This window comes from Luedemannella flava, assembly GCF_039528515.1.
Classification (GTDB): domain Bacteria; phylum Actinomycetota; class Actinomycetes; order Mycobacteriales; family Micromonosporaceae; genus Luedemannella; species Luedemannella flava.
The window spans coordinates 16,991-33,559 of the sequence record NZ_BAAALT010000147.1 but is presented as its reverse complement, the minus strand read 5'-3'; the positions used below and the strand labels follow the sequence as shown (position 1 = coordinate 33,559).

Here is a 16,569-nt window from a genome sequence, read left to right as displayed (position 1 = left end):
CACGCCGGGCATCCGGATGTCCATGAGCACCACGTCGGGCCGCGTCGATCGGGCCAGCCGGACGGCCGCCGCGCCGTCGCCCGCCTCGCCGACCACGGACACGTCGGGCTCCGCGTCGAGCAGCGCCCGGAACCCGGCCCGGACCAGCGCCTGGTCGTCGGCGAGCAGCACTTTGATCATGACTTGTCCCCCGGGTCGGCGTCGTGGTCGGCGGTCGGCGCGACAGTGGTGGGCAGGACGGCGGTGACCGCGAAGCCACCGCCCGGCGCGGGACCGGCGGTGAGCGTTCCGCCCAGCGCCGTGGCGCGGGCGCGCATGCCGGGCAGGCCGTTGCCCTCGGCGGACGGGTCGCCGGCGGCCTGACCCGCGCCGTCGTCGGTGACCTCGACCGTGAGCGCGTCCGGGCCGGACCGGACGGTGACCGTCGCCGTGGCGCCCGGGGCCGCGTGGCGGCGCACGTTGGTGAGCGCCTCCTGCACGATCCGGTACGCCGCCAGGTCGACCTCGGCGGGCACGTCGACGGTCGGCCCGGCGCGCCGCAGCGTCACCGGCAGCCCGCCGGCGCGGGCCTCCTCCGCGAGCGTGTCGAGCCGGTCCAGGTCGGGCGCGGGGGAGCGGGGCGCGGCCTCCGCGTCGGGGCGCAGCGAGGCGAGCATGGCGCGCACCTCGCGCAGCGCCTCGGCGCTGGCCACCTTGATGGCGCCGAGCGCGGCCCGGGCCTCCTCCGGCCGCGTCTCGATGAGGTGCAGCGCCACCCCGGCCCGCACGTTGATCAGCGACAGGTGGTGACCGAGCACGTCGTGCAGCTCGCGGGCGATGGCCAGCCGCTCCTCGCTGACCTGCCGCCGCGACTGTTCGGCACGCGCCCGGGCGGCCTCCGCGCGGGCGGCCAGGAGCTGGCCCAGTTGCGCCGTGCGGGCCCGGACGGTCTCGGCCACGGCGAGCGCCACCGCGAGCCACGCGGCCACGATCGCGGCCCGGGCGAGCGACGGGACGACCAGCGGCACCCCGGCGACCTCGGGGACGAGCCGGCCCAGCCCGACGAAGGCCGCGTAGGTGCCGCCGGCGAGTGCCCACAGCGTCCACCGGTAGCCGGCGCGGGCCGCGCGCACGAGCGCGACGAGCGCCCCCAGGAACACCGGCCCGGCCGGGTAGCCGCACAGCCCGTACGCCAGGAGCACCAGCAGGGTGGCCGCGAACACCGGCAGGCGCAGCCGGTCGGCGCGCGCCAGCAGGGCCACCGGGCCGGCCGCGAGCAGCGCGTACCCCAGCAGGTCCAGTGGGCGGGCGGCCGTCTGCGGGTGCGCGGCGACGGTGGTGCCGACGATCTGGATGGCCGCGAGGACGGCCGGCAGCACCACCACGGGCGGACGCCGACCCGGCCAGCCGGGCCCGTCGCCCGTCGCCCACGGCGGGCCGGCGTGGTCCGCCCAGCGCTCCCGGGACCACCCGTGAGGGTCCCGGTGGCGGCGCCGGTCGCGTGTGTGCACAACCGAAACCGTAGGCCACCCCGCCCGCCGGCGGCATCGGCGCGGCGGAGACCCCCGGCGTACGCCCCCTGGAGTACGCGCGCCGCGCGCTGCGCCGGCCGGCGTAGGCACGGACGGTCCCGGCGGACGACGTCGACGGCGCCGCGCGGGGCGACTCTGGTGACCAGACAGCCGAGAGGAGACACCGAGATGAGTACGGAGTCCGGCGAGCGCCCCAGGGTGCGGGCGTCCGACGCCGAGCGGGAGGAGTACGCCGCCGTCGTGCGGGAGGCGGTGGGCGACGGCCGGCTCAGCATGGAGGAGGGCGAGGAGCGGCAGGCGGCCGTCTACCGCGCACAGTTCCGGGACGAGTTGCCGTCGCTGGTGGCCGACCTGCCGGGGCCGGGGCTGCTCGGCGGCCTGGGCCTCGGGGGCGGCCGGGGCGGCTTCAGCGACCCGGGGTTCGGTCCGCACTGGACGGGTGGGCCGTTCGACCGGGGGCCGTTCGGTCGCGGCCGGTTCGGGCCGGGCGGCCCCGGCGCGCCGGGCGGCGAGGGGGCGCCCGACGCGTCGACCACGGCCCGGTGGGCGCGGGCACGGTTCGCCCGGCACCTGACGTTCTCACTGGCCCTGGCCGCGGTCCTGATCACCATCTGGGCCCTGACGGGGGCGGCCGCCCACTTCTTCTGGCCGGTCATCCCGCTGGCGTTCATCGCCATCGGCCTGGTCAAGCACGGCGTGTGGCTGCGCTGGGCGGCGACGGGCCGCCACCCCTGGGGCCCGCACTACCACCGCTGCTGACCCGACGTTCCGTCTCCGCCGCGCCTGTCCCGGGCGGCGGAGGCGGAACGGCGCTAGGCGGGGAGCTGGAGGACCCAGCGGTAGGCCTGGACCAGGCCCGTGTTGAAGCCCGCCGCCGAGCCCCAGAGGAAGATGCGGAAGCGGCGGTACAACGGGTCGCCCCAGCGGCTGACCACCTGGTCGCGGGCCGCGTCGAGGCGGCGGGCCCACTCGCGGCACGTCAGGTAGTAGTTGTGCCGGTCGTCGTCGACGCTGACCAGCTCGAACGGCGACCGGGCCACCTCGCGCAGGTAGTCGTGCAGCAGCAGCGGCGACGACTTGCCCGGGTAGATGTAGCGGCTCATGAACGTCGAGACCCGGTGCTTGCCGCGCATCGCGAGCGCGTCGAGGTAGACCCGCCCGCCGGGCCGCAGCAGCTCGGCGTACTTGGCTACCGTGGCGCGGTAGTTGGGCAGGTGCTCGGTCACGCCCATGTTGACGATCGCGTCGTAACGCCGCTGGCAGGCGTACTCCAGAAGATGTTGTCTGACGACCGTCGCCGTGGTCAGATCGCGCTCGGCGATGAGGTTGTTGAGGTAGTCCTCGGACTCGCGCGCCAGCGTGAGCGAGGTGACGTGGATGCCCTTGCCCGCGGCGTGTTCCAGGAACGCGCCCCAGCCGCCGCCCACCTCGAGCACGTGGTCGCCCGGCTTCAGGTCCAGCGCGGTGATCGCGTTGTCCATCTTGCGGGTCATGGCGTCCTCGAGCGGCTCGTCGTCGCGGACGAACAGGCCCTCGGTGTAGCAGCGGTGGCGGGTGTCGAGGAACGTCAGGAAGAACTCGGACTCCCGGTCGTAGTGCGCCGAGATGGAGCGGCGGTCGTGCTCCGTCTTTCCGCGCAGCGCCATCGGCGCGAACCGGGCCAGCCACGCGATCGGGTGGAAGTCGGGGAAGAACTTGCGCATGGCGAGTACCGCCATGACGTCGCCCTCCACGTCGAGGTGGCCGCGCAGGTAGGCCACGGCGACCTGGAGCTGGTCGAGGGAGGCGAGCGCCTTCTCGCCGATGGAGTCGAGGACGGTGATCGTGAAGGCCGGCGCGCCCGCACCGAAGGTGTGGGTCGATCCGTCGGCGCCCGCGAGCGCGAACGGCGTCGCGGGCCGGCTGGCGAAGTACCTGCGGTAGCGCGCCTCAACAGCGCGTACGAGCCGGGGAGAAAGATCGGCCATGCGTCCCACGGTATCGATGAGTCTGCCCGGGAGCCAGGTCACCACCTGTCCGAGGGACGGCAGTTGGATGTCGGAACGGTGTCGACGCCCCCGGCAAATCGGGTCGCGGGGACGGATAGCATCAACCCGTCAGCGTTTCCCTGGTTAAGGAGATCATCGTGTCCGCACCTCGTACTTCCGCGCCGTTGGCCGACCCTGTCGTCGTCCCGGCCGGGACGACGGCGGCGGACGCGGTCGCTGCGGCCGGGCTGCCGGTCAACGGCCCGAAGGCGGTCGTGGTCGTCCGTGACTCGTCCGGCCGGTTGCGTGATCTGGACTGGACCCCGGAGTTCGAGGAGTCCGCCGAGCCGGTGAGCATCGACTCGCCCGACGGCCTCAACGTGCTGCGCCACTCCACCGCGCACGTGCTCGCCCAGGCCGTGCAGGACATCTTCCCCGAGGCCAAGCTCGGCATCGGCCCGCCCATCGACAACGGCTTCTACTACGACTTCGGCGTGCCCAAGCCGTTCCATCCGGACGACCTCGACAAGCTCGAGAAGCGGATGCAGGAGATCATCAAGTCGGGGCAGACCTTCAAGCGGCGGCGCTTCGCCTCGCTGGAGGAGGCCAAGGCCGAGCTGGCCGACGAGCCGTTCAAGCTCGAGCTCGTCGACATCAAGGGCGACGTGGACGCCGAGGTCATGGAGGTGGGCGGCGGCGAGCTGACCATCTACGACAACCTCACCAAGGACGGCGAGCGCTGCTGGGGCGACCTGTGCCGGGGCCCGCACCTGCCGACCACCCGCCTGATCGGCGCGTTCAAGCTCATGCGCGTCGCCGCGGCGTACTGGCGGGGGTCGGAGCGCAACCCGCAGCTGCAGCGCGTCTACGGCACCGCGTGGCCGACCCGTGACCAGCTCAAGGACTACCTGAAGCTGCTGGAGGAGGCGGCCCGGCGCGACCACCGCAAGCTGGGCACCGACCTCGACCTGTTCTCCTTCCCCGACGAGCTCGGCTCCGGTCTCGCGGTCTTCCACCCCAAGGGTGGCGTGATCAAGCGCGAGATGGAGGACTACGTCCGCGCGCGGCACATCGAGGAGGGCTTCCAGTACGTCGGGAGCCCGCACATCAGCAAGGAAGGCCTCTTCCACACCTCGGGCCACCTGCCGTACTACGCCGACACCATGTTCCCGCCCATGGAGTTCGAGGGCGCGAACTACTACCTCAAGGCCATGAACTGCCCGATGCACAACCTGATCTTCAGGTCGCGCGGGCGGTCCTACCGGGAGCTGCCGCTGCGGCTGTTCGAGTTCGGCTCGGTCTACCGGTACGAGAAGTCGGGCGTGGTGCACGGGCTCACCCGCGTGCGCGGCCTCACCCAGGACGACTCCCACTCGTACTGCACCCCGGAGCAGGCCGGCGCCGAGGTGCGCCACCTGCTCAACTTCGTGCTGAGCCTGCTGCGCGACTTCGGCCTCGACGACTACTACCTGGAGCTGTCGACCCGCGACGACTCCAAGCCGGACAAGTTCGTCGGCTCCGAGGCGGAGTGGGCGACCGCGACCGCCGTCCTGGAGGAGGTGGCGCGCGAGTCGGGGCTGGAGCTGGTGGCCGACCCGGGCGGCGCCGCGTTCTACGGCCCGAAGATCTCCGTGCAGGCCCGTGACGCCATCGGCCGCACCTGGCAGATGTCCACCATCCAGTACGACTTCAACCAGCCCAAGGGCTTCAACCTGGAGTACCAGGCGGCTGACGGCACCCGCCAGCAGCCCGTCATGATCCACTCGGCGAAGTTCGGCTCGATCGAGCGCTTCTTCGGCGTGCTGACCGAGCACTACGCGGGCGCGTTCCCGGCGTGGCTCGCGCCGATCCAGGTGGTCGGCATCCCGATCCGCGACGACCACGCGGACTACCTCGCCGAGTTCGTCGCGAAGCTGCGTAAGGAGGGCATCCGGGCCGAGGTCGACTACTCCGACGACCGGATGCAGAAGAAGATCCGCACCGCGCAGCAGCAGAAGATCCCGTTCATGGCGATCGCCGGCGACGACGACGTCTCGGGCGGCACGGTCTCGTTCCGCTACCGCGACGGCTCCCAGCGCAACGGCGTCGCGATCGACGAGGCCGTGGCGCACGTCGTCGAGGTCGTCCGGTCGCGGGTGAACACCGGCCCGTCGGCGGAGTGAGCGCCACCCTCGTCGCCCAGAACCTGGCCGCCGGGCACGGCGACCGCGCCCTGTTCGCCGGGCTCGACCTCGTGGTCGCGCCCGGCGACGTGGTCGGGCTCGTCGGGCCCAACGGCGCCGGCAAGTCCACGCTGCTGCGCATCCTCGCGGGTCAGGACGCGGCCGAGGACGGCACGGTGCGACGCAGCCCGGTGTTCGCGACGGTCGGCTACCTGCCGCAGGAGCCCGACCGCCGCCCGGGCGAGACGGTCCGTGACTTCCTGACCCGGCGCACGGGCGTCGCCGCGGCGCAACGCGACCTCGACGCGGCGACGGCGGCACTCGCCGGGGGCGCGCCCGGCGCCGACGACGCGTTCTCCCACGCGTGGGAGGACTGGCTGTCGCTCGGCGGTGCCGACCTGCCCGAACGTGCCGAACAGGTGGCCGCCGAGTTGGGGCTCGCCGTCGACCTCGACCACCCGATGACCGGCCTGTCCGGCGGTCAGGCGGCCCGCGCCGGCCTGGCCTGCCTGCTGCTGAGCCGCTACGACGTGTTCCTGCTCGACGAGCCGACGAACGACCTGGACCTCGACGGCCTGCGCCGGCTGGAGGAGTTCGTCACCGGCCTGCGCGCCGGCACCGTGCTGGTCAGCCACGACCGCGAGTTCCTCACCCGGACCGTCACCCGGGTGCTGGAGCTGGACCTGCACCAACGGCAGGTCAACCACTACGGCGGCGGGTACGCCGCCTACCTCGAGGAGCGCGAGGTGGCCCGCCGCCACGCCCGAGCCGACTACGAGGAGTACGCCGACACGAAGGCCGGTCTCGAGGCGCGCGCCCGGATGCAGCGCGCCTGGATGGACAAGGGCGTGCGCAACGCCCGCCGCAAGGCGACCGACAGCGACAAGATCGGCCGCAAGCTGCGGGCCGACGCGAGCGAGAAGCAGGCCGCCAAGGCCCGCCAGACCGAACGCCTCATCGAACGGCTGGAGGTCGTCGAGGAGCCGCGCAAGGAGTGGGAGCTGCGGATGGAGATCGCCGCCGCGCCCCGCTCCGGCGCGGTCGCCGCCTCCCTGCGCGCCGCGGTGGTCCGCCGCGGCGACTTCACCCTCGGCCCCGTCGATCTGCAGATCAACTGGGCCGACCGGGTGGCCATCACCGGTGCCAACGGGTCGGGCAAGTCCACCCTGCTCGGCGCACTGCTCGGCCGGCTCCCCCTCGAGTCGGGGCACGCGTCGCTCGGCCCCGGCGTCGTCGTGGGTGAGGTCGACCAGGCGCGCGGGCTGTTCCTCGGCGACGAGCCGCTGCAGGACGCGTTCGGCGCGGCCGTACCGACGATGACCGCCGCCGAGGTGCGCACCCTGCTCGCGAAGTTCGGGCTGCGGGCGGCGCACGTGCTGCGCCCGGCGGCCACGCTGTCGCCGGGGGAGCGCACCCGCGCGGCGCTGGCCCTGCTGCAGGGCCGCGGGGTCAACCTCCTGGTGCTCGACGAGCCCACCAACCACCTCGACCTGCCCGCCATCGAGCAGCTCGAGTCGGCGCTGGCCGGATACCCCGGCACGCTGCTGCTGGTGACGCACGACCGCCGCATGCTCGCCGCCGTCCACACCACCCGCCGCCTCGAGGTCGACGCGGGTCGCGTGACACAGCACTGACTGTGCGCCGCTTGCTACCGTGCAGGCCGTGATCGACCCACGGCCCGAACCGGAAAGCTCAGCGGCGCCCTGGATCGAATGGCCCGTGCGGATCATCGCGCTCGCGGTGATCGTGCCGATCCGGGTGGCCTGGGAGTTCCTCATCCTCGCCGGGCGGTTCCTGCGCCGCTACGTCGTCTGGCCGGTGGGCTGGTTCCTGGAGAACGTCCTCTGGCGACCCTTCGTCTGGTTCCTGGCCACCGTGATCTGGCGGCCCCTGGTGTGGGTGGCGCTCAACGTCATCTGGCACCCGGTCGCGTGGGTCGCGGTCAACGTGATCTGGCGCCCGCTCGTCTGGGCGGCGGTGCACCTCATCTGGCGGCCGTTGGCCTGGGTGGCGGTCAACGTGCTGTGGCGGCCGCTCGTCTGGGTGGTCGTGAACCTGCTGTGGCTGCCGCTGGTCTGGGTGGCGACCCGGGTCGTGTGGCCGACCGTGGTCGGGCTCGGGCGGGGGATCGCCGCGGTCGCGCGCGGGATCCGGCGCCTGCTCAGCCGGACCGGTCGGGGCCTGTGGCCCTTTGTCGCGGCGCTCGGGCGGGCCGTCGGCTTCGTCGCCGGCCTCCTGATCAGGTACGTGGTGCTGCCGATCGGGTGGCTCGTGCGCCACGGCGTGCTGCTGCCACTGGAGTGGCTGTTCGCGGGCCTGTGGTGGCTGACCCGGGCGCTGGGCCGGCTGATCGTGATCGTCGCGGTCGCCTTCGGCCGGGGCGTCGCCGCCGGGTGGCGCTGGACGGGCCGGGCGCTCGCGGCCGTGGGCCGGGCGGTCGGCTGGGCGCTCGCCGCGGTGTGGCGGGCCGTGTTGCGGCCGGTCGGCGTGTTCACCGGCCGGGTCCTGCTGTTCCTCGTGAAGCTCGTGATCGGCGTGTTCGTGGGCGCCTGGTGGCTGGCGGGGGTGATCGGCCGGTTCTGTTACCGGTACCTGTTCCGTCCCGCCGGCCTGGCCGTCGCGTGGGCCTGGCGGCACTCGATGGTGCCGCTGTGGCGGGCGGTCGTCTGGACCTGGCGGCACACCGCCGTCCCGACGTGGCAGGCCACCGTCTGGGCGTGGCGGCACACGGTCGTCCCGCTCAGCCGCGCCGTAGGCGCCGGCGCGGCGGCGACCTGGCACTGGTCGCGCGAGTCGGTGTGGCAACCGGCCGCCCGCACGGCCCGCTCGGTCCGCGCGGCGGTCCGTTCCGCCTTCGGCCGCCCCTGACCGTCGCTCGGTGGCCGAAAGCGGAGCTTGACCGTTGTCGATGTTGGCGGCTACGTTGGAGCGGAAAGCGCTTTCCGCCCCAACGTAGCCGCGCAGGCGCGGCGCATCCCTGACGTCCTAACGGGAGGACTCATGCGGGCACGACCGGCCCTGGCCGCCGCGCTCACCCTGGCCGCGACCGCCACCGCGGTGACCGTCGCGGCCGGTCCGGCGACGGCCGCCGCGCCGCTGACCGGCCTGGCCTGGCCGACCGTGGTGACCGTCGCGGCGGACGGCCGCGGTGACTTCACCACGGTGCAGGCGGCCGTCGACGCGGCCCCGGCCGCGAACACCACGCCGTATCTCGTCCTGATCCGGCCCGGTACCTACAAGGAGATCATCAAGGTGCCGTCCGACAAGCCGTACCTGTCGTTCGTGGGGCTCGGGCGCAGCCCCAGGGACGTCGTTCTCACGTACGACAACGCGAACGGCACGCCCAAGCCGGACGGCACCGGCACCTACGGCACCTCGGGCAGCGCGAGCGTCACGATCGACGGGCACGACTTCACGGCCCGCAATCTCACCTTTGAGAACGCGTTCGACGAGGCGGCCCACCCGGAGATCACGGGCAGGCAGTCGGTGGCCGTGCTCACCCGTGCCGACCGGATCGTGTTCGACAAGGTGCGCTTCCTCAGCAACCAGGACACCCTCTACCTGAACAGCACGGCGGCGACGGTGGTCGCCCGGGTCGCGCTGCACGACTGCTACGTCGAGGGCGACGTGGACTTCATCTTCGGCCGGGCCACGGCCGTGTTCGACGGCTGCACGATCCACTCGCTGGACCGTGGCTCGACAACGAACAACGGGTACGTCGTGGCGCCCAGCACCGACATCAACAACAGGTACGGGTTCCTGTTCCAGCGTTCGCGGCTGACCGGGGCCACCACCGCCGCCACCGTGTACCTGGGCCGCCCGTGGCACCCCAGCAACGACCCGAACGCGGTCGGCCAGGTGCTGTTCCGCGACACGTGGCTGGGCGGGCACATCCGCCCCGACGCGTGGAGCGACTTCTCCGGCGGCTGGTCGTGGCGCGACGCCCGGTTCTTCGAGCACCGCACGCGCGGCCCGGGCGCCGTGGTGAGCGACGACCGCCCGCAACTGCCCGCCGACCAGGTCGCCGAGTTCACCGCCGAGAAGTACCTGGCGGGCACGGACGGCTGGGACCCGCTGCGCTACTGCTGGTAGGTCACCCGGACCACGGTCCGCCGCCCGAGGGCAACGGGGCTCCGGGCGGCGGACCGTTCGGCATGCCGGCCGGGGGACCGTAGGATCGGCGGCGTGGGCAGCAACGACGCAAGCGATAAAGCGGACGGACCAGGTATCTCCGACGGACTTGACCGGCTGTGGACCCCGCACCGGATGGCGTACGTCACCGGCGCCGACCGCCCCGCCCAGGGCTACGAGCGTCCCACCGGGTGCCCGTTCTGCCTCGCGCCCGGGCGCCCCGAGGACGAGGGCCTGGTCGTGGCCCGCGGCGAGCACGTGTTCGCGGTGCTCAACCTCTACCCGTACAACCCGGGTCACCTGATGGTGTGCCCGTACCGGCACGTGGCCGACTATCCGGACCTCGACGAGGCCGAGACAGTGGAGCTGGCCCGGTTCACCCAGACCGCGATGCGGGTCATCCGCGGCGCGAGCGGGGCGCACGGGTTCAACCTCGGCATGAACCAGGGTTCCGTCGCGGGCGCCGGCATCGCCGCCCACCTGCACCAGCACGTGGTGCCGAGGTGGGGCGGCGACACGAACTTCATGCCGGTGGTGGGCAGTACCAAGGTGCTGCCGCAGTTGCTGGCGGACACCCGCACCCTCCTGGCCAAGGTGTGGACGGAGCTCGCCCCGTGACCCTGCCGGGCCACGGGGCGTCGACGCCACCGCGTAGAGCGGACACGGCCCGGTAGTAGTTGTTGAACACGCGTCGGGAGTGTTTCATCGCTGTCAATGCGCGGCTACAGCCAGTCCCTGCGCTTGAAGATGGCGTACAGGGTGGCCGACGTGGCGAGGACGACCACCACCGACGTCCAGAACCCCACGGTGTGCCCGAACCCCGGGTACGGCACGTTCATGCCGTAGAAGCCGGTCACCGCCGTGGGCACCGCGATGATCGCCGCCCAGCTCGTCACCTGCTTCATCACCACGTTGAGCCGGTTGCCCCGCAGTGTCAGCTGGGTGTCGAGGATCGTCGCCACGAAGTCGCGCAGCGAGTCGGTCCACTCCACGGCGCGCAGCATGTGGTCGTACACGTCCTGCAGGTACGGGTGAAGTTCCCCGTGGTCGCCGTCCTCGTTATGCCTCAGGACCGCGTTGACCACCTCCCTCATGGGGAGTACGACCCGACGGAGCACGAGCAGGCTCTTGCGCAGCGCGAACGTGCGCTTCTGCAGGTCGCGCTGCGACGCCCGGTCGTCGAAGAGCTGGTCCTCGAGCGCCTCCAGCGCCTGGTCGAGGGCGAGCGTGGCGTCCAAGTGGGTGTCCACGACATAGTCGAGCAGCCCGTGCACCAGGAAGCCGACCCCGAACCGGGCCAGGTCGGGCTGGTCGTCCCAGCGCTGGACGACCTGGTCGATGTCGAACCCGTCGTCGCGGCGCACGGTGACCAGCGCGTTGCGGGTGATGAACGCGACCACCTGGTGCGCCGTCACGTCGGCGGTGTCGGGGTCGAACGTGACCGCGTACGCGGCGAGCAGCTTGTGGTTCTCGTAGTGGACGATCTTGGGTCGCTGCTTCTCGGTCAGCGCCCCCTCGATGGCCAGGGTGTGCAGGCCCAGTTCCTCCTGGACGCCGGCCAGCTCCGCCTCGTCCGGCGCGCACAGGTCGAACCAGACGAGCGCGCTGTCGTCGGCGAGGTGGTCGGAGACCTCGGCGACCGGGAAGCCCTCGGCGACCAGCTCGCCGTCGCGGTACAGGCGGGTACGCGGCATGGCAGTCACTGTGCCCGACCCCGGCACCCGCCACACGTACGGGTGCCGGAGCGAAGGCTTACGCTCAGTGGCCGTGGGCCGCGGCGTGTTCCTTGCGGACCTGGTCGGCGAGGTTGGACGGCATCGGGTCGTACCGGGCGAAGGTGCGCCCGAACGTGCCGGCGCCCGACGTCATGGCGCGCAGCTCCACGGCGTACCGGACGAGCTCGGTCGCCGGGACCTCGGCCCGCACCACCGCGGCGCCGCTCTCGTCGTTCTCGGTGCCGAGCACGCGGCCGCGCCGGCCGGCCAGGTCGCTCATGATGGCGCCGACGAACTGGTCGGGCACCCGGATCTCCACCTCGTCGACGGGCTCGAGCAGCTGCACCTGGGCCTTCTCGGCCGCCTCGCGCAGCGCGAGCGACCCGGCCGTCTGGAACGCGGCGTCCGAGGAGTCCACGCTGTGCGCCTTGCCGTCGAAGAGCGTCACCCGGATGTCGACCACCTGGTGGCCGGCGACGAGGCCGCGCTCCATCTGGGCGCGCACGCCCTTCTCCACGGACGGGATGTAGTTGTTGGGCACCGCGCCGCCGACGACCTTGTCGACGAACTGGAAGCCGCTGCCGCGCGGCAGGGGTTCCACCTCGATGTCGCACACGGCGTACTGGCCGTGCCCGCCGGACTGCTTCACGTGCCGGCCGTGGCCCTTGGACCCGCCGGCGAACGTCTCGCGCAGCGCCACCTTCACCGGCTCGGTGTCGAGCTCGACGCCGCCCGCCCGCAGCCGGTCGAGCAGCACGTCGGCGTGGGCCTCGCCCATGCACCACAGGACGAGCTGGTGCGTCTCGGGGTTGCGCTCCAGGCGCAGGGTCGGGTCGCCGGCGACGAGCCGGCCGAGGTTCTTGGCGAGCGCGTCCTCGTCGGAGCGGGTCTTGGCGACCACCGCCACGGGCAGCAGCGGTTCCGGCATGTCCCACGGCTCGATGAGCAGCGGGTGGTCCTTGCGGGAGATGGTGTCGCCGGTCTCGGCCGTGCCGGACTTGGTGATCGCGCAGATGTCACCCGCCACGCAGACCGGCACCTCGCGCACCTGGGCGCCCAGCGGCGAGTACAGGTGGGCGACGCGCTCGTCGGCGTCGTGGTCGGGGTGGCCGCGCTCCTGCATGCCGTGCCCGGCCACGTGGACGACCGTCTCGGGCTTGAGCGTGCCGGAGAAGATCCGGACGAGCGAGACCCGGCCCACGAACGGGTCGATGGTGGTCTTGACGACCTCGGCCACGAGCGGGCCGGCGGGGTCGCAGGTGAGCGGCTCGCGAGGGCTGCCGTCGAGGCTCGCCACGGTGGGCAGCTCGTGCTCGCCGGGGGTCGGGAACGCGCTGGTGAGCAGGTCCAGCAGCGCGTCCAGGCCCACGCCGGTCTCGGCGCACACGGGCAGGACGGGGTAGAAGTGGCCCCGGGCCACCGCCTTCTCCAGGTCCTCCACGATCGTCGCCGTGTCGATCTCCTCGCCGGCGAGGTAGCGGTCCATGAGGGTCTCGTCCTCGCTCTCCGCGATGATCCCCTCGAGCAGCTCGTTGCGGGCGTCGACGATGGCCGGCAGGTGCTCGGGGTCGGGATCGCGCACCGCGGCCGGGTGCCCGTTCGAGTAGTCGTGGACCCGCTGGTTGATCAGCCCGAGCAGGCCGACCACCGACTCCCCGTCGTCGCCGAGCAGCGGCAGGTACAGCGGCAGGACGTTGTCGCCGAACGCCTCCTGGCACTGCGCCACCGCGTCGTCGACGTCCGCGCGGGGGTGGTCGAGGCGGGTGACCGCCACGGCGCGCGGCATGCCGACCGCCGCGCACTCGTCCCAGAGTGCGGCCGTGGCGGCGTCCATGCCGTCCGCCGCCGAGACCACGAACAGGGCCGCGTCCGCGGCCCGCAGGCCGGCCCGCAGTTCGCCGACGAAGTCGGCGTACCCCGGGGTGTCGAGCAGGTTGACCTTGATGTCACCGTGCATCAGCGGTGCGCAGGCCAGGCTGACCGAGCGCTGCTGCTTGACCGCTGCCGGGTCCGTGTCGCAGACCGTGGTGCCCTCGGCCACCGAACCGGCCCGGCTGATCGTGCCGGTGGCCGCGAGCAGGGCCTCCACGAGCGTCGTCTTGCCCGCTCCGGAGTGCCCGACGAGCACCACGTTCCGTACCTTGCTGGGCGAATCCACCACCGGCGCTGGGCCGGTGACCCCTTTCTCCGCCGCCTTCTGCGCCATCGCAGCCCCTCCTTACGTCCGTGGCCACGCCGGCTGGAGCCCGCGGCGCGACCGCTGGGCGGTCGACATGTGACTCAGGTCACGACGACCCTGGATAAATCCCACACCCGTAACGTCTCAGACACAACCCCGACGCGCCTGGGCCACCTGTTAGGCCCCGGGGGGCCGATTGGCCCGGGGCCGATATGGTGGGACCGCCATGGCGAAGATCCTTACGACGTTCAAGAACGGCACGCGGGCCGCGTTCGACCCGGTCGGACGTGTGCTGATCCGTGCTGGCATCTCCCCGGACGCGGTCACGGTCTTCGGGACCGTCGGCGTCGTCGCCGTCTCGGTGATCTTTGCAGGGCGTGGACAGCTCCTCATCGCCACCCTGGCGATCACCGCGTTCGCCCTGCTCGATGTGGTCGACGGGGCGATGGCCCGGGCCCGGGGCCACAGCACGAAGTTCGGCGGCGTGCTCGACTCCACCATGGACCGGGTCGCCGACGGCGCGGTCTTCGGCGCGCTCGCCTGGTGGCTCGGCAGCACCGGGCAGGGCGTGCTCGCGGGTGTCACGATCTTCTGCCTGGTCGGCGGCCAGGTCGTGTCGTACGTGAAGGCCCGTGCCGAGGGCGCCGGGCTGCGCTGCGACGTCGGCATCGCCGAGCGCCTCGAGCGGCTCGCCCTGCTCGGTGTCGGCGGCCTGCTGCACGGCGCGGGCGTGACCTGGGGCCTCGGCGCCGCCCTCTGGCTCCTCGCCGTCCTCACCCTGATCACCATCGTGCAGCGCCTCCTGTTCGTCCGCGAACAGGACCGGACCGCGGTGGCCCCGTGAGCGGACGAGGGATCGACCTGGCGTTCGCCGCCGGATGGCGGGTGGTGCGGGCCATGCCGGCACCCGTCGCCCGGGGCTTGTTCCGGGCCGCCGCCGACCGGGCCGCCCGCAAGCGTGGGCCGGGCACCCAGCGGCTCGCCGCCAACGTGCGCCGCGTCGTCGGGCCCGACCTGCCGGACGCCGAGTTCGACCTGCTGGTGCGCGACGCGCTGCGCTCCTACGCCCGGTACTGGATGGAGGCGTTCCGGCTGCCGTCCACGACGCTCAAGCAGCGGATGGCCTTCCGCATGCACCGGGGCGAGCTGCTGCGCGAGGCGCACGAGGCCGGCACGGGCGCCGTCGTCGCCCTGTCGCACTCGGGCAACTGGGACGCGGCCGGGGCGTGGCTCGTCGGCGGTGGCACGCCGCTGACCACGGTCGCGGAGCGGCTCAAGCCCGAGTCGGTCTACCGGCGCTTCCTGGCCTACCGCGAGTCGCTCGGGATGGGGATCCTCCCGCTCACCGGCGGCGACCGGCCCGTGCTCGAGGAGCTCGAGGAGCGCCTCGCCAAGGCCCACGTCGTGCCGCTGCTGGCCGATCGTGACCTGTCCCGGCGCGGGGTCGACGTGACGTTCTTCGGCGGGCGGACCCGCATGCCGGCCGGGCCCGCGCTGCTCGCGCTGCGCACCGGGGCGCCGCTGTTCGTGGTCAACCTGTGGTACGAGGCGGACGCCGCGTGCGGCGAGGTCATCGGGCCGATCGAGGTGCCCGACCCGGCCACCGGCCCGCTGGACGCCCGGGCGAAGGCGCTGACCCAACGGATCGCCGACGAGTTCGCCGTCGGCATCGCGCGCCACCCGCGCGACTGGCACATGATGCAGAAGCTCTGGCTCGACGAGCCCGCATCCTGAGGTGGTGCGTATGCGCGTCGGGATCGTGTGTCCGTATTCGTTCGAGGTGCCCGGCGGGGTGCAGAACCACGTCCGCGACCTCGCCGAGACGCTCATCGGCATGGGCCACGACGTGAGCGTGCTCGCCCCCGCCGACGAGGACGACCCGCAGCCGGACTACGTCGTGCCGGCCGGCCGGGCCGTCCCGGTGCCGTACAACGGGTCGGTGGCGCGGCTGTCGTTCGGGCCGATCTCGGCCGCCCGGGTGCGGCGCTGGATCGCCGCCGGCGACTTCGACGTGATCCACGTGCACGAGCCGTTCACCCCGAGCCTCGCGATGCTGGCCGTCGTGGCGGCCAAGCAGCCGGTGGTGGCGACCTTCCACACGGCGATGACCCGCTCGCGCGCGCTGAGCGCCGCGTCCGGCGTGCTCCAGCTCGTACTCGAGAAGATCACCGCGCGGATCGCGGTGAGCTCGTTGGCCCGCAAGGTCCAGGTGGAGCACCTCGGCGGCGGCGCCTGGGAGATCCCCAACGGGGTGGCCGTGGCCAAGTTCGTCGACGCGCCGCCGCTGCCTGGCTGGCCCGGCGAGGGCGGGGCGCTGGGCTTCCTGGGCCGGTTCACCGAGCCACGCAAGGGCTTCCCCGTGCTGCTGGAGGCGTTCGGCCGGCTGTCCGCTGACCGCCCGGGACTGCGGCTGCTCGTCGCCGGGCCCGGCGACCCCGAGGAGCTGACCGAGGACGTGCCGGCCGACGTGCTGTCGCGGATCACGTTCCTGGGCAAGGTCTCCGAGGAGGACAAGGCCCGCATGCTGCGCAGCGTCGACGTGTACGTGGCGCCGAACACCGGCGGCGAGTCCTTCGGCATGATCCTGACCGAGGCCATGGCCGCCGGCACCGCCGTGGTGGCCAGCGACCTTGACGCGTTCCGTCGGGTCCTCGACGGCGGGCGGGCCGGCGAGCTGTTCGACAACGGCGACGCGGATGACCTGGCCCGCGCCATCGGCGGCCTGCTCGACGACCCCGCCGCCCGCGCCGACCAGGTCGCCCGGGCGCGGGCCGTCGTCGCCACGTACGACTGGCCGGTGGTGGCCGAGCGGGTGCTCGAGGTCTACGCCAGCGCGATCGAGGCCACGCCCGCCGAGGAGGACGAGGTCGGCGCCGGCACCTGAATTACGCGTCCGGCGTGTCG

At 73.0% G+C, this 16,569-nt stretch carries 14 protein-coding genes; 9 read left to right on the top strand and 5 right to left on the bottom strand.

The window, feature by feature from the left end; translation table 11 throughout:
* Both ABD211_RS21965 and ABD211_RS21960 read right to left on the bottom strand, forming a co-directional pair.
* Positions 1–180, bottom strand: a 180-nt coding sequence (locus tag ABD211_RS21965) for a response regulator transcription factor (protein WP_344135048.1), incomplete at its 3' end; no start/stop codon positions are given.
* Entirely contained in the window at positions 177–1,490 is a 1,314-nt protein-coding gene (locus tag ABD211_RS21960) for a histidine kinase (protein WP_344135045.1), read from the bottom strand. The genes ABD211_RS21960 and ABD211_RS21965, both read right to left, overlap by 4 nt.
* 189 nt (positions 1,491–1,679) lie before the next feature.
* Here ABD211_RS21960 and ABD211_RS21955 point away from each other — a divergent pair, with 189 nt between their 5' ends.
* A complete protein-coding gene (locus tag ABD211_RS21955; protein WP_344135042.1) occupies positions 1,680–2,270 on the top strand; it encodes a DUF1707 SHOCT-like domain-containing protein in 591 nt (196 codons plus the stop codon).
* Between the two features lie 53 nt (positions 2,271–2,323).
* Here the strand turns inward: ABD211_RS21955 and ABD211_RS21950 are convergent, their stop codons facing one another.
* Complete coding sequence (locus tag ABD211_RS21950) at positions 2,324–3,478, bottom strand: class I SAM-dependent methyltransferase (protein WP_344135039.1); 1,155 nt, start codon at positions 3,476–3,478, stop codon at positions 2,324–2,326.
* 158 nt (positions 3,479–3,636) lie between these two features.
* Between ABD211_RS21950 and thrS the strand changes: the two genes are divergently transcribed.
* The 5 genes from thrS to ABD211_RS21925 all read left to right on the top strand — a co-directional run bounded on the left by thrS (position 3,637) and on the right by ABD211_RS21925 (position 10,389).
* Positions 3,637–5,640: a threonine--tRNA ligase gene (gene thrS, locus ABD211_RS21945; protein ID WP_344135035.1), complete on the top strand. Its 2,004-nt coding sequence runs from the start codon at positions 3,637–3,639 to the stop codon at positions 5,638–5,640.
* Positions 5,637–7,274 (top strand): ABC-F family ATP-binding cassette domain-containing protein, encoded by a 1,638-nt coding sequence (locus ABD211_RS21940; RefSeq protein WP_344135032.1) that lies wholly within the window; start codon positions 5,637–5,639, stop codon positions 7,272–7,274. Before thrS ends, ABD211_RS21940 begins: the two co-directional genes overlap by 4 nt.
* Before the next feature lie 28 nt (positions 7,275–7,302).
* On the top strand, positions 7,303–8,508 hold the full coding sequence (locus ABD211_RS21935; RefSeq protein WP_344135029.1) for a hypothetical protein: 1,206 nt from the start codon (positions 7,303–7,305) through the stop codon (positions 8,506–8,508).
* Positions 8,509–8,640: 132 nt separating this feature from the next.
* The gene (locus ABD211_RS21930) at positions 8,641–9,732 is read left to right on the top strand and encodes a pectinesterase family protein (RefSeq protein WP_344135026.1); all 1,092 of its coding nucleotides are present in this window, start codon (positions 8,641–8,643) and stop codon (positions 9,730–9,732) included.
* A gap of 174 nt (positions 9,733–9,906) precedes the next feature.
* Complete coding sequence (locus tag ABD211_RS21925) at positions 9,907–10,389, top strand: HIT family protein (protein WP_344135060.1); 483 nt, start codon at positions 9,907–9,909, stop codon at positions 10,387–10,389.
* Between the two features lie 104 nt (positions 10,390–10,493).
* Here the strand turns inward: ABD211_RS21925 and ABD211_RS21920 are convergent, their stop codons facing one another.
* Together ABD211_RS21920 and ABD211_RS21915 are read right to left on the bottom strand one after the other, a co-directional pair.
* Entirely contained in the window at positions 10,494–11,465 is a 972-nt protein-coding gene (locus ABD211_RS21920; RefSeq protein WP_344135023.1) for a magnesium transporter CorA family protein, read from the bottom strand.
* A 64-nt stretch (positions 11,466–11,529) separates the two neighbouring features.
* Entirely contained in the window at positions 11,530–13,692 is a 2,163-nt protein-coding gene (locus ABD211_RS21915) for an elongation factor G-like protein EF-G2 (RefSeq protein WP_344135020.1), read from the bottom strand.
* Positions 13,693–13,891: 199 nt separating this feature from the next.
* Between ABD211_RS21915 and pgsA the strand changes: the two genes are divergently transcribed.
* From pgsA to ABD211_RS21900, 3 genes are read left to right on the top strand one after another with little or no spacing between them, the layout of a single operon-like run.
* On the top strand, positions 13,892–14,509 hold the full coding sequence (gene pgsA / locus ABD211_RS21910; protein WP_344135017.1) for a phosphatidylinositol phosphate synthase: 618 nt from the start codon (positions 13,892–13,894) through the stop codon (positions 14,507–14,509).
* A 53-nt stretch (positions 14,510–14,562) separates the two neighbouring features.
* A complete protein-coding gene (locus ABD211_RS21905; protein ID WP_486336260.1) occupies positions 14,563–15,399 on the top strand; it encodes a phosphatidylinositol mannoside acyltransferase in 837 nt (278 codons plus the stop codon).
* Between the two features lie 10 nt (positions 15,400–15,409).
* Entirely contained in the window at positions 15,410–16,549 is a 1,140-nt protein-coding gene (locus tag ABD211_RS21900; protein WP_344135011.1) for a glycosyltransferase family 4 protein, read from the top strand.
* Positions 16,550–16,569: the final 20 nt, after the last annotated feature.